Origin of the sequence: Rheinheimera mangrovi, from assembly GCF_003990335.1 — a bacterium.
In the GTDB taxonomy this organism is placed as follows: Bacteria; Pseudomonadota; Gammaproteobacteria; order Enterobacterales; family Alteromonadaceae; genus Pararheinheimera; species Pararheinheimera mangrovi.
This window is the reverse complement of record NZ_CP034683.1, coordinates 773,421-787,098: the sequence shown is the minus strand read 5'-3', so window position 1 is coordinate 787,098 and position 13,678 is coordinate 773,421. Positions and strand designations below refer to the sequence as shown.

The following is a 13,678-nucleotide window of genomic DNA, read 5'->3' as shown; positions in this document are numbered from 1 at the left end:
CCAGCCACTAAGGCCGTAGTTACTGGCTTACAGCGGAACAAGCGAACAGACTGGACGCTTAAATTCAGGTTTTGGTCGCTGGCAAATTGTGCAATCACCTGACTCAGGTTAGTTTGTTTACTGTCTTATCAGAAGAGGTTTACCAATGAAAAAGCCCCAGGCCTTAGCGCCTTTTATTTACTCTTGCATCGCAAGTGCCACTTTGCTCTGTACTTTGCCCGTTTTTGCTTCGGATGCAACAAGCCAGTACTTTGAATCTGAAGATATTTTTGCTCTGGAATATGCTAAGGAGCCGCAAGTATCGCCAGATGGCAAACAGCTAGTGTACGTGCGTAACAGCAACGATATTATGACCGACGGTACGCACAGCAGTTTATGGTTGCTGGATGTAAAAACCGGCCATCAAAGTCCTTTATTTGTTGATCAGTTTAACTACGCCAGCCCACGCTGGTCTGAAGATGGCAGCCGCATTGCTTTTATCTCTGACCGTTCAGGTTCGCGCCAAATCCATGTGCATTACGTTAAAGAAAACAAAACCGCGTTAGTCAGTCAGCTTTCCAAAAGCCCAGGCAATTTAAGCTGGTCACCAGATGGTGAACAACTAGCCTTCACCATGAATGTACCGGCTCAACCGACCAAACTGGCTAAAGCCACCAAAATGCCGAAAAAACCTGAAGGCGCCAAGTGGTCTGAACCTGCAGTGCTGATTGAACGGGCTCAATATCAAGCCGACGGCCAGGGCTTTTTAAAATCAGAGTTTCGCCATGTTTTTGTTTTACCTTCCACAGGGGGTAAAGAACGCAAGCTGACTGAAGGTGACTTTAATTACGGCTCAGACTTAAGCTGGACACCGGACGGCAAAGCACTGATATTCTCGGCTAATACCAGCAAAGACTGGGAATACCAGCCACGCGACAGCGACTTGTACCAGTTCACGCTAGCCAACAGTCAGTTAAAGCAGCTGACCAGTATGCCAGGTCAGGAAACCTCAGCTGTATTTTCACCCGACGGCAAATACCTGGCTTTTGTCTGGGGTAATAATGAAAAAGTACCTTACACCAACGGCAAACTAAAACTGATGGACTGGCGCTCAGGCGAAATTAAAGACCTGACCAAAGAGCTCGACAGAGACGTCGAAAACCCACAATGGTTCGACAATAGCAGTCTGGTGATCCAGTTTGACGATAAGGGCAAACGCACTCTTGCTTCTGTTTCTTTATCCGGCAAACTGCAGCAGTTAACCGATCAGCTGTCTGGTGCAGCTCTACCTCAGCCATATTTAAGCGGCGAATACAGTGTGGCGAATGAAGTGATCGCCTTTACTCAGGGTAATTCCCAGCGTCCGGCTGATGTGGCCGTGATTGTTAATGGCAAAACCCGTACTTTAACTGCACTAAATGAAGATGTGCTTGGTCATAAAAAACTGGGGCAAGTGCATGAAATTAATTACAAATCATCTTTTGATGGCGAGCCAATCCAAGGTTGGTATATCACACCACCGGATTTTGACCCAAAGAAAAAATACCCCATGATGCTGGAAATTCATGGCGGCCCACATTTAGCCTATGGCCCACATTTCAGCGCTGAGATGCAACGTTTTGCCACTGAAGGTTATGTGGTGTTTTACGATAATCACAGAGGCAGCTCGTCTTATGGCGAACGTTTTGCCATGTTATTACATGGTAAATACAGCTCACCTGAGGATTACGCTGACCACGATTCAGGCGTCAATGCGATGATAGACTTGGGTTTTGTTGATAAAGATAACCTGTTTATAGCTGGTGGATCTGCCGGCGGCATAGCCACAGCTTATGCGGTAGGCCTGACCCAACGTTACAAAGCAGCAGCAGTGGTCAAACCTATTATCAACTGGCTGAGTAAAGTGCTGACAGGCGACAGCTATTTGTATCAAACCTTCCATCAGTTCCCTGGTGTGCCTTGGGAAAACGTTGAGCATTATTGGAAACGTTCACCTTTATCCCTGGTGGGTAATGTCACCACTCCAACTATGCTGATGACAGGAGAAGCGGACAGACGCACGCCCATTAGTGAGTCTGAACAGTTTTACCAGGCACTAAAAATTCGTAAAGTCGACACTGTGATGGTGCGGATTCCTGGCTCGCCTCATGGCATCGCCAATAAACCCAGCCGGATGATCACCAAGATTGAGTACATTCTGGCCTGGTTTAATCAATACAAAACCAGTTCAAACTAACACTGTAAAAGCCCGGTTCTCCGGGCTTTTTTATCTGTGCTGTTGAACACCAAAACCAAGAAGCATGGATGCTTGTATATCAGTGTGGTTTTGTTGGTCTTGTTTCAGGCAAGCAGTTCGACAACCCAAGGCGAGAGCGTGAGTGTTTGTTTTTTGTTCACGCTGTTCAGCAATCGATCTGGCTAACCTAAAAGACAAAGCAAGATGTGTCAATTACGTTCCAAAAGCACTCAAACAACGAGCTGAATTTGTTAACAGAGCTTTCTCCAATTCAGTAGTGAAAACAGCAGATAAATCTAGCTCGCAAAACACTTCCACTAGCTTGTGCACAGACCCTCTTTGTTGTTATTGGATTCTTAGCCAAAAAGGTTCGATCACGAAGATGGCTTGTAGTTCAAACTTTCTTATCCCGAGTTAAGTTGAAGCACTTCATGAGTGATAATGTTTCTTTCGCCATGCCAATATAGCGTAACCAGCAACGGAGAGAATGACTAACCCGAACATCTGATAAACAGGCATGACGGCAAAAATTAGCCCTGCCTGTCCATCTGAGCTTGATGTAGCCATGAAGGTTTCTAGATAGAAGGGAAGAGGGAATATACAGGTTATAACACCAGACACAGGGATAACCTGACTTTTCAGTTTACCGCTAAGTTGGACTGCAGCGACAACCAACGGAATAATTATAGGCAGAGTGATCCAAAACCATATAAACAAGCTCGTCTCTTTTGTTATATATATTACAATGGTCAGTGATAAGGCCATCAATAAAATAGGGGCATACCTAAATTTTTCAGCTAAGTGCATGTAAAACTCCTTGGATAATTTTTATTATGATTCAGCTTATTTAGAGTAAAAATTTCATGATACTTGATGAGAATGGATATATTCCAGATAACCATTCTCTGCGAGAAACAATTTTATTTAGCTATGGTACATAATGAAAAGTACAATTTCGCTCAATAACGTAATGACCGCCTAAGCCATTAGGAAAACGCCACAATTCGCAGCTCTGGAACATAGTACCGCCATTTAAACTTGGATAGCTAATGGTAGCATAACCACCTCCACTTCCGCCTTGCAGTGGTGCATTAGGTGCGCACTCAGCAGCACTAGTATTTTGAGTTGCACCGCAATATGCTGCGAGAGCAATGGGATGGTTTTTGACAAACTGGTAATAGAGCTCAGCTTGTGATGAGAGAAGTAAACTTATCAGAGCTTTTCCGGTAACACTTGACCACCAGCTTCCAGCAGCATGCTGTAGTATTGTGTTTCTCATATTAAACCTGAACTCGTCATCACAACTGCCTTTACTGCGAGTACCCGTGTAACAGATATCATGTGAGTCGCAAGCGGCTTCAAAAGGGAAGTTAGGAATAATTGCATAAGACCATGGTTCGTTGGGGTTACCACATCCATTTGCAAGAGAATTACTTGATTGGAATATTGCTGCCCCTCTGGTATCGGAACTAATGATATTAACAGTATTGGAGTTACGATATTGTTCGAATGCAGCCTTTAATTCATGATAACCGTTGATGGCAGGAATTACATCTGCAGGCAGTGCTTGAGGAATTGCGAGCAGATATCTTATCGATGGCTCAAGAGGGATGCCAATGTTTTCATCGTAATAATTCGGGTCTAGTATAATTTCAAAAGCTTTAGCTTCGCGCCTATCAAGATTAACAACAATGACGTTGCCAATACCAACTTCTTTGGCTGCATTAGCATACACAGAAGATGTTGTACAAATATTACAGACCACGACTTGTGCTGGGACTTCAGCATGTGCATTTGTTACAAAACAAAGCATAGTTACCAGCAGCAGAGCCAATCCGATTAACTCTTTCATTACGAATGTCATGAAATCTCTCCTTGATTTTTTGTTCCCAATACATTCACTTTCTAATGTATTGTTTTTTTTATTAAATAACAATAGAGCTTTTAGGCAAATTCAAGTTTTTGTAAAATAATTGATACTGGCTACACTCCATAGACAGGACTACCGTATGAGTGTTTGATTTTTGTTCACGCGGTTCAGCAATCGATCTGGCTAACGTAAAAGACGCAGTAATATGTGCCAACTACGGTCAAAAAGCACTCAAAAAATGGACTGAATTTATTCAAAATAACCTTCGCGATCTTGCCCGGTGCGACAACACAGTGGGAAATAACAGATGGCACAGTGGCTTAGCGGTACAGTAACGGCAAATACACACTGGACTGACACTTTATTCAGCTTGCGGGTGCAGACCGAAGCGTTTGATTTTATTGCCGGCCAGTTTGTCCGGCTGGCTCTGGATACAACGGATGGCAGAGTCCAACGTGCCTATTCGCTGCTGAATAGCCCAGGCGATACAGAGCAGGAGTTTTTAATCAGCACAGTAGCCGATGGCTTGCTGACACCACTACTACACCAATTAAAACCGGGCGATACAGTGCAAGTCAGTCAACCTGCCAGTGGTTTTTTTATTCTGGATGAAGTGCCTGATGGTAAAAACCTGTGGCTGATTTCAACAGGTACTGGTATTGGCCCATATTTATCCATGCTTGGCACAGACACCCCGTGGCAACGCTTTTCTTCTATTGTCCTGCTGCACAGTGTGCGTTTTGCCGCTGAACTGGCTTATCAGCCCCTGATTAGTCAATTTCAACAGCGGTATGGTACACAACTGCACTATCAGCCCATAGTCACAAGAGAAGCCTACTCAGGCGCTTTACAGCAACGTATTCCTGAGTTAATCAGTAGCGGTCAACTGCAACAAGCTTGTGGGCAGAGTTTGACTACAGAGTCTCAGGTGCTGCTGTGTGGTAATCCGCAGATGATCACTGAGACCAAAGCAGTGCTGGAAAACCTTGGCCTGAAAAAGAATTTACGCCGCGATCCTGGGCAGATCACAGTCGAACAATACTGGAAATAACCCTGTACTGCGTCGCTAACACTGAGTCACAGGTAAAGTCAGCGAGCCTTTCAAACTTTGCTGCTGATGAATCTCTACCAGGCACAACTGGCTGGCGACGGCTTCAGAACTCATTTTCAAGTCCGATACCGTTTTGCCTTTGATTTTCAGTTCAACCTCTTTGTCTTTTGCCAATTGGTTCAGGCTATGCACCACACAAATATTGTTGGCTAATCTGTGATTAAGCGCTAAATCCAAATCACCTACACCAGCCACTCTACTTCTGTCTCTGTCCAGTTCAATACGCAAATCCGGTTTGTGATCGGCAGTAAAACCAGCAAACTGCAGATTAAACACCAGCACATCTTCAAAGGCTAAATTGTCTTGTTCAGACTGAGGGAACTCCATCGTCAGTTGTTGCGCAGCGCCTAAAGACGCAGCTTTCACTAAAGCTTCAGGATCCGGCAAAACAGCCTGATCCAGTTGCTCTGACCAGGTGGGCCCATACACCCAACGATACAAAGCAGTATGAGGTTCTTCACTGGCTTGTTGATACCAGGTGTTTTGCAATGCCGCAATTTTTTCGGCTTTGAGGTAATAACGCAGCGCTGTGTCCTCTGGGCAGGAGCTCACAGAAAGCATAGGTTTTTTACCCAGTGCTATCACCTGAGTATTATTAGGGTCCTGCTTTGTTTGCCACCATTCGGCTGCCAACACAGGACTGGCACTTAAAGCCAACATCAATACTGCCGAAAATTTCATCACTACCCTCCAGTTGCCGCGCCATTGTAGGAGAACAACATCATTTTGCAACCATTCATATTGTCTGTTTCGCCTGACTGGCTGCTGAATTCAGGGAGAATGTGCAACTAAAATCTGCGCCGGAACTTCAGATTCATTATCCGGACAATAGTTTCAATACTTTTACCTGTTCAGCCTCCTGTACCCAACAACAATGGCAAAGGCCTAACATAATCAACGGATCACAGACAGGCCAATTCATGCCATGACCTGAGTGACAAATCGCTACAGGACTGTAAACTGTCTGACTGCTTGCCGTACTTTGATTTCATCTTACGGCTCTGATGACCTAGCGAAACACGGGATACGCACTACATGTTAAAAGTGACTCTGGAACAGTGGCGAATGTTTAAAGTGGTGGCCGATCATGGAGGCTTTAATCAGGCCGCTGCGGTGATCCATAAAAGCCAGTCCAGCATTCACACTGCGGTACAAAAAATTGAAGCGAGCTTAGGAGTGGCGTTATTTCGGGTAGAAGGCCGAAAAACCTTACTGACAGCAGAAGGCGAAATGATATTGCGCCGGGTCAATTATCTACTGGACGAAGCCTCGCGGGTTGAAGATATAGGCCTGACACTGGCCGAAGGCATAGAAACTAAATTACGCATCGCTGTGGATGAAATATTCCCGCAGCATTTATTGTACAAAGCGTTGGAAAACACCTCTGCGGCTTACCCTATGCTGCGGATTGAGTTGAGTGAGTCTATTTTATCCGGCGCTAAAGAGTTGCTGGAAAATTTTCAGGTGGATATTGCAGTCTCACCACTGACCATTAAAGACATTTTCAGTGAGGAGTTATGCCAGATAGAATTTATGGCAGTCGCCTGCCCCACTCACCCACTGTTTACCATAGAACGCGATTTAACTATTGAAGATTTAAAATCTTATCGGCAAATAGTAGTACGGGATTCAGCTATATCGCGGCGCAATGACGAAGGTTGGCTTGGTGCGAACCAACGCTGGACTGTCAGTCATATGCGCACTTCTATAGATATGATTAAAAAAGGGTTGGGTTTTGCCTGGTTGCCTTTATCTTCGATAGTAGACGATTTGGACAAAGGTTTACTGAAACCTTTACCGCTTTGTAACGGCCGAACCCGCAAAGTGAATCTGCATCTGTTGTTTTTAGACGCCGACAAGCTAGGCCCTGCCGCCCGCACTTTTTTAGGTGAATTGCGTTATCAGAGTATGGACTTGCCTACGTCAGAAGATATGTAAATCATTGATATTCAATTTAATTGTAGGGGCAGGGTTTATCCCTGCCCGCGAGGTCAATCCTAAGTCAACAATTCAGCAGCTTCACCGATGATTGATATTTACCGGCGACCAGGCTGGAGTAGCAGCCTCCGGCTTTTTATACAAAGCCGGATAAGCAGTTTGGCTGGCGTACTGCACTTCACCATCTACTACTGTCAGCTCTGCTTCTGTTAGCAATAACTTATCTTCTGCCACTTTTAAAATATCCTGATTCAACACTACAAAGTCTGCATACATCCCTGGCTGAATTTGGCCTTTCACCAGCTCTTCACCGGAAAAATAGGCACTGCCAGAGGTAAATACTTTTAAGGCTGTTAATCTGTCCAGCGTGTTTTCTTTACCGTATAAACGAGTACCACCTACAGTTTTACCTGACACAGCCCAATAATAGGTTGCCCAAGGGTTAAAGCTGGCAACACGGGTGCCGTCTGTACCAAAACCTACCGGAATACCCAGCTCCAGCATCTTTTTAAAAGGTGGGCTTTGTTCTGTTTTGGCTTTGCCATAACGCTGTAAAAAGTCTTCACCGGCAAAAGCCATCCTGCCCTGCACTGCAATAGCGCCACCTAAAGCTTTGACACGTTTCAGGTTTTTATCTGAAATAGTTTCAGCATGATCGATAATCCAACGCACTTTATTCAGCGGCTGAGTCTGGTTTATCGTTTCAAACACCGTCAGCATACGTTCAATCGACTCATCGTAGGTGGCGTGAATACGGAAAGGCCAGCCTTGCACTAAATGTAATCGTACTATTTGCTCTAACTCAGGATCGGCGTCCGCATCCAGTTCTGGTCGTGCCGACATAAAGTTTTCGTAATCCGAAGCTTTCCAGGCCAACAACTCACCGCCGCCTTCCACTACATACCCATTATCCAGATGCAAATGCAGGTTCTGGTTGTTTTTGTAGTTACTCATCCACTGGCTAAAGCTGCTCAGTTCCTTGCCCGGGGTTTGCGGAAACAAGTAGTTCGACACCCGGATTGGTAATTTACCTGTCACAGCCAATACGGTAGAAGCTTGATAGTTATCGGGAAAATCATGACCACCGCCGCCAGCGTCCACCACACTGGTTACACCTAAACTCAGCAGTTTGCTGTAAAACTGTTTACTGGAGTTCAGCTGGTCTTCCTGCGACAACTGCGGCAGCGCAGCTATGGTTTTGTACAAAATGGTTGGGTTAGGGTCGGCAATTAAGCGGCCTGTTAATTCACCCTGCGCGTCTTTTTCATAATAACTGTCTTTAGGCGCCACTGAATCTTTGCTGATCCCCAGCACTTGCATGGCTTTTTTATTCAGCACAGCACCAGAATACAAATGCAATACAAAAACCGGAGTATTGGGTGCTATTTCCGTCAGCTCAGCCGAGGTAGGTAAACGCTTTTCTTTAAACTGATAAGGACTGAATCCGCCTACAACTCTGGCCCACTGGCCTTCTGGTGTCACTTCAACATTCTTTTTCAGCAAAGCTAAAGCGTCTTTTAATGAGGTTAAGCCTTCCCAGCGGGTTTCTAAATTGTAAAAGCGACCACCACGCACCACATGCAGGTGAGAGTCGTTGATGCCAGGGATCACCCGGCGACCTTTTGCATCAATCAGCTGGGTGTTGGCTGTTTTTTGCGCCAGCAGGCTTTGGCTGTCTGTAGTTAATTGTTCAAAGCGGCCATTAGTCACAGAAAAAGCCGAGTATTCTTTGCCATCGAAGGTTTGAATTTTTGCGTTGTAGACTATTAAGTCTGCTGCCATCAGGCTGAATGACAAACCAGAGGCCACTGCCGCTGCTACGAGTTGTTTCACCAGTTTCATAAAATTTTCCTTTTAATTCAGTGTTCGATTACTGCTGAGCAGCGGCTTGTTTGCCACTTAGAGATGAAAAAAATACCGCCAGAGATTCAATATCCTGATCCGATAGCGCACTGGCATTGGCCTGCATGATAAAAGCCAAACCGCCTTTACGTTTACCGTCGCGATAGGCCTTTAAGGCGTACTGCAAATACTCTTTATTTTGTCCGGCCAGATTAGGGTTGGTGGCGACAGGCGCTATACCAAATTCACCATGACAACCTAAACACTGCTGGGATAACACCTGACCTTTGGCATACAACTGCTCGCTGTTGGCTGCAGAGTGTTGACTGAATGTAGCTGCGACTATCAGTAAAGCTAAAGCTGTTAAAGTTTTCATCTTCGCCTCCTCACTCTTTCGATAAAAAGGCCACGTATCGTGGCCTTGTGCTATCAAGTTGCTGACCTGTTATTGGCCTTCTTTGGCATGGAACATTTCAGTGGCATAAATCAAACCTAAGCCATAACCACCCGCATGTTCTTTGGCAATATCAGTCACAGCTTCGTAAGAGGCAGTGCGAGCCCAGTCACGTTGCAGCTCTAACATGTATTGCAACCAGGTCACAGGACGGGCACCGGCCTGGATCATGCGTTGTACGGCCATATCGTGAGCTTCTTTGCTGACGCCACCTGAGGCATCAGTGACAAAATACACTTCGTAACCTTCATCTATGGCCGACAACACAGGGCCTACACCACAGACTTCAGTCCACAAGGCAGAAATCACAATTTTGTTCTTTTTGAATTTCTTCACCAGGTCCGTCACTCGTTTGTCTTCCCAGGTATTCATGGTGGTGCGGTCTATCGGCGTTTGCTCAGGGAAGACCTTTTGTAATTCAGGAAAAATCGGACCGCTGAACGACTTAGCTGCCACTGTCGTCAGAATAGTTGGCACCTCAAAAGCTTTAGCCGCTTTGGCTAAACCAGTGACGTTATTACGCACTTCTTCCACTGTATGAGAGCGGGTGGCAAAAGCCATTTGTGGCTGGTGGTCGATCAAAATCAGCGTGTGGTTGGTTGGCGTTAACATCGTCTTACCAGGCTCACCCGCTAAAGCAGGAGCACTGATAGCAGCAAACAAAGAAACACCAGCGATAACAGATTGTAAGGTTTTGTTTAATTTGAACATTTTAAAATTCCTTCTGGATAATTGAGTTTTGGTTTTGTTAATGGACGACTGCGTAACCAGTCCATGAGTCATATAATAGAGAATTAAAAAAGAATGAAAATTAGTGAAAAACGCAACTTTCATTCTGTTTTTGGGAATTTTAAAATGAAAAAAATAAGCTACTGGCTAAAATTCAATTTGACGTCGCTTTCACATTTGCTGCTTTAAGCTCTGTGCCACAGATGCAGGAACTCCGTTTCCCTGACAGAAAAACAGGACAAAGTGATGGCACAAACAAAAGGAAAAAAGGCAATGTTGACTATGGGTGTTGTGGTCGCAGGAGTAGCTGCGCTTTGGTATGGCGTATTTGGCTTAAAACCTTATAGCTTAAGTGCTGAAGAGCTGACAGCACGTTATGCTTACCCTATGAAACAGCAGGTGCAACTGGCGCTCAAAGAACTAAGCCCACAAAGCTTCGAATTTACCTACCAAAGCTTTGATGGCATGACTGTCAATGGTCGTATCAGCTACCCGCAAGATCCAAAAACAATTCAAAGCCCTGTGCCAGTGCTGATTGGTGCTCATGCTATGGGCAGAAGTCAAATCCGCTGGTGGCAAGACAGTTATAAAGACAGAGCTACCTTTGAGCAAACCGACAAAATCACAGCTATGGCGCTGGAGAAGGGTTATGCAGTAGTCGCCATTGATGCCCGTCATCACGGTTTACGCAAAGATCCGAATTTAAGCATTGTTGATATTATTGATAATTTACATTGGTGGGGAGAGCGTGAGCCGTACGAAACCATGCTGGTGGATACTGTGCGGGATCATAGAGTGTCGCTGGATTGGTTGGTACAACAACCTATGCTTGATAAAAACAACATTAAACTGGCGGGTTACAGCATGGGCGCACAAATCAGCTTATTGTTGGCTGGAGTCGACTCTCGTATCCACAGCGTTGCTGCCATAGTACCGCCCCATATGAACAGCACTACCGCCTTGGTAGCGCCGCTTACTGTGATGGCAGGTCTGGCAGACAATCAGGTCTGGCTTTTCACTGCAGATGACGATGAATACGCCAGCATCAAACAGAATCAACAGCTGTTTGATGCGTTGCCAAACGCCGATAAAAAGCTATTCCGTTTCGACAGTGGCCATCTTTTGCCAGCAGATTATGTGACCAAACTAGAACCCTGGTTATAATACCCTTCGTACTTGGAGCTGCAGCTTTGTTGACTGCGCGCTTTAGCCCCAGTCACATAGGTAAACTATGCTCCTGAGGTCAAAGGCTCTTGTCGCCTCGCTGCAACTCCAATTACTTTGGGTATTCAGTTCGCTGAATAACAGCTTTTAATGGCTAAACTGCAGCGCCGCCAAACGGGCATACAACTCACTGCTTTGCAAAAGCTCTGTATGGGTGCCCTGAGCGACAATTCGCCCCGCTTCCAGCACCACAATACGGTCGGCGGCCAGTACTGTTGCCAGCCGGTGCGCTATCACTAAGGTCGTGCGGTTTTGTGCGGCGTTATCTAAAGCTTGCTGCACTTGCCGTTCGCTTTCAGCGTCTAAAGCACTGGTGGCTTCATCCAATAACAACACCGAAGGGTTACTTAAGATGGCTCTGGCAATGGAAATACGCTGGCGCTGACCACCGGATAAACGCACACCACGCTCGCCTAAATAAGTGTTGTAGCCTTCAGGTAAAGCCAGAATAAAGTCATGCGCTGCTGCCATTTTTGCTGCATCCTGCACCTCTTGCTCTGAAGCTTCAGGGCGGGCATAACGAATATTATCCAGCACAGAACCGGCAAATATCACAGTGTCCTGCAGCACTATGCCAAAAGGCTGGCGGGCATCTGTTAAACGTAGATCTTTTAAATCCATGCCGTTAAATTTCACCTGGCCTTGTTGTGGATCGTAAAAGCGCAGTAACAGCTGGAACAAGGTGGTTTTGCCAGCGCCTGAAGGGCCAACTAAAGCTATATGTTCACCGGGTTTAATCTGCAGTGAAAAGTCCTGCAAGGCCAAAGTATCAGGCCGCGATGGGTAGCTGAAATTCACGCCGCTAAACTCAATACCAATGCCTGCCAGATTATGTTCAGGCAACACAAAAGGCAGAGGATCTGCTCTTTCGATGACAGGAGACTGCACATTTAACAACTGCATTAAACGTTCGGCCGCACCAGCTGCACGTTGTAAATCGCCCCAAACTTCGGCAATAGCGCCAATAGCACCAGCTGTTAATACCGCATATAAAATAAACTGCGACAACTCGCCGCCTGTCATTTCATTGGCCAGCACCGCCTGAGCACCTAACCAAAGCACAAAAGAAATAGCACCAAACACCAGCACTATCGCCACTAAGGTCAGCATAGAGCGGGCGCGAATACGGGATAACGCTGTGGTAAAGGCATTTTCAACCGAGTCAGTAAAACGCAGCGTTTCACGCTGTTCCTGCCGGTACGACTGCACTGTAGGAATAGCATTTAACACTTCACCTGCGACAGCGCTGGCATCGGCAATACGGTCCTGACTGTCGCGTGACAGCTTACGTACTTTGCGGCCAAATAAGAAAATCGGCAAAATAACCAGCACTAAAGTCAGCAGAATATAAGCTGCTAATTTAATGCTGGTGACAAATAACATGACCAAACCGCCGAGCAACAAGAAGCTATTGCGTAAGCCCATCGACAAACTGGTGCCTACCACAGCCTGAATTAAGGTGGTATCAGTGGTTAAACGCGACAATACTTCGCCGGTTTTAGTCAGTTCAAAAAACTGCGGACTCATTTTCACCACGTGGGCATAGACAGCACTGCGTAAATCCGCAGTGACCCGCTCGCCCAGCCAGGACACATAATAAAACCGCAACGCAGTGGCCACAGCTAAGACGACAGAAAGGCCAAATAACGCCAGAAAGTATTTGTCGATATGACCAGCTTGATCGGTAGAAAACCCTGCATCAATCAAGTACCGAAAAGCCACAGGCAAGGTCAGAGTGGCCACAGCAGCTACTGTTAAAGCGATAAAAGTCAGCAACCAACGGCTGGCATAAGGCGTTAAAAACGGAATTAAGCTAAAAAGCGGACCAATTTTTTTGGCTGAAGCCTGAGTTTCATTTTCTACTTCGGTGGTCATAGCTGTGCTACTCATCGCTTATAATCCAGCCACTATGCGCATCACTACAGCCACAGAAGTACCAAGGATCAGCACTAAGGTGGCAAGAAAACTAATGATAAAACCAGGACCCCGACTTTTAGGCTCTTTGATATAACTGGCAGAATACAACACACGCCCTGCTAACCAGACGAAACCTAAAAGCCCGGCCCAGAGTGGGCTGACGTAGTCACTGAATAACCAAAGAGCAGGTAAAAATAGCACCAGTTGCTCCAGCGTATTCATCTGCACTCTGTACAAGACCTCAAAGCCCGCATGCCCAGTCGTAGCGGGGGCTGCCACACCATATTTCGTCCGCGCCATACCAACGGCCAGAAAGCTGTAGATAAATAATAAAAGGGCGAGCAAGGTGACGATAGCAGGAAGATGTAAAGCCATGAT

At 45.9% G+C, this 13,678-nt stretch carries 12 protein-coding genes; 4 read left to right on the top strand and 8 right to left on the bottom strand.

The features are described 5' to 3' along the window. Positions 1 to 145 precede the first annotated feature (145 nt). The gene (locus EK374_RS03730) at positions 146 to 2,215 is read left to right on the top strand and encodes a S9 family peptidase (RefSeq protein ID WP_127020258.1); all 2,070 of its coding nucleotides are present in this window, start codon (positions 146 to 148) and stop codon (positions 2,213 to 2,215) included. A gap of 429 nt (positions 2,216 to 2,644) precedes the next feature. On the opposite strand, the gene EK374_RS03725 is transcribed toward EK374_RS03730, so the two are convergent. Together EK374_RS03725 and EK374_RS03720 are read right to left on the bottom strand one after the other, a co-directional pair. Then, positions 2,645 to 3,022: a hypothetical protein gene (locus EK374_RS03725; RefSeq protein ID WP_127020256.1), complete on the bottom strand. Its 378-nt coding sequence runs from the start codon at positions 3,020 to 3,022 to the stop codon at positions 2,645 to 2,647. A gap of 121 nt (positions 3,023 to 3,143) precedes the next feature. Further along, positions 3,144 to 4,079, bottom strand: coding sequence for a hypothetical protein (locus EK374_RS03720; RefSeq protein ID WP_127020254.1), 936 nt, complete (start codon positions 4,077 to 4,079; stop codon positions 3,144 to 3,146). A gap of 313 nt (positions 4,080 to 4,392) precedes the next feature. Between EK374_RS03720 and EK374_RS03715 the strand changes: the two genes are divergently transcribed. Next, the gene (locus EK374_RS03715) at positions 4,393 to 5,136 is read left to right on the top strand and encodes a ferredoxin--NADP reductase (RefSeq protein WP_127020252.1); all 744 of its coding nucleotides are present in this window, start codon (positions 4,393 to 4,395) and stop codon (positions 5,134 to 5,136) included. Positions 5,137 to 5,151: 15 nt separating this feature from the next. On the opposite strand, the gene EK374_RS03710 is transcribed toward EK374_RS03715, so the two are convergent. After that, complete coding sequence (locus tag EK374_RS03710) at positions 5,152 to 5,877, bottom strand: hypothetical protein (RefSeq protein WP_127020250.1); 726 nt, start codon at positions 5,875 to 5,877, stop codon at positions 5,152 to 5,154. A 354-nt stretch (positions 5,878 to 6,231) separates the two neighbouring features. Here EK374_RS03710 and EK374_RS03705 point away from each other — a divergent pair, with 354 nt between their 5' ends. Continuing rightward, positions 6,232 to 7,134 (top strand): LysR family transcriptional regulator, encoded by a 903-nt coding sequence (locus tag EK374_RS03705; RefSeq protein ID WP_127020248.1) that lies wholly within the window; start codon positions 6,232 to 6,234, stop codon positions 7,132 to 7,134. An 81-nt stretch (positions 7,135 to 7,215) separates the two neighbouring features. Here EK374_RS03705 and EK374_RS03700 read toward each other — a convergent pair whose 3' ends face one another. From EK374_RS03700 to EK374_RS03690, 3 genes are all read right to left on the bottom strand, one after another. Then, positions 7,216 to 8,976 (bottom strand): amidohydrolase, encoded by a 1,761-nt coding sequence (locus EK374_RS03700; protein WP_127020245.1) that lies wholly within the window; start codon positions 8,974 to 8,976, stop codon positions 7,216 to 7,218. 28 nt (positions 8,977 to 9,004) lie between these two features. Beyond that, positions 9,005 to 9,352, bottom strand: coding sequence for a c-type cytochrome (locus tag EK374_RS03695; RefSeq protein ID WP_127020244.1), 348 nt, complete (start codon positions 9,350 to 9,352; stop codon positions 9,005 to 9,007). A gap of 69 nt (positions 9,353 to 9,421) precedes the next feature. Beyond that, on the bottom strand, positions 9,422 to 10,141 hold the full coding sequence (locus EK374_RS03690) for a hydrolase (protein WP_127020242.1): 720 nt from the start codon (positions 10,139 to 10,141) through the stop codon (positions 9,422 to 9,424). 264 nt (positions 10,142 to 10,405) lie between these two features. Between EK374_RS03690 and EK374_RS03685 the strand changes: the two genes are divergently transcribed. Then, positions 10,406 to 11,323 carry an alpha/beta hydrolase family protein gene (locus tag EK374_RS03685; protein WP_127020240.1) on the top strand — a complete coding sequence of 306 codons (918 nt, stop codon included), beginning with the start codon at positions 10,406 to 10,408 and terminating at the stop codon, positions 11,321 to 11,323. 147 nt (positions 11,324 to 11,470) lie between these two features. Here EK374_RS03685 and EK374_RS03680 read toward each other — a convergent pair whose 3' ends face one another. Further along, positions 11,471 to 13,273, bottom strand: coding sequence for an ABC transporter transmembrane domain-containing protein (locus tag EK374_RS03680; protein WP_233280327.1), 1,803 nt, complete (start codon positions 13,271 to 13,273; stop codon positions 11,471 to 11,473). 3 nt (positions 13,274 to 13,276) lie between these two features. After that, complete coding sequence (locus EK374_RS03675; RefSeq protein WP_127020238.1) at positions 13,277 to 13,675, bottom strand: MAPEG family protein; 399 nt, start codon at positions 13,673 to 13,675, stop codon at positions 13,277 to 13,279. Between the last annotated feature and the right edge of the window lie 3 nt (positions 13,676 to 13,678).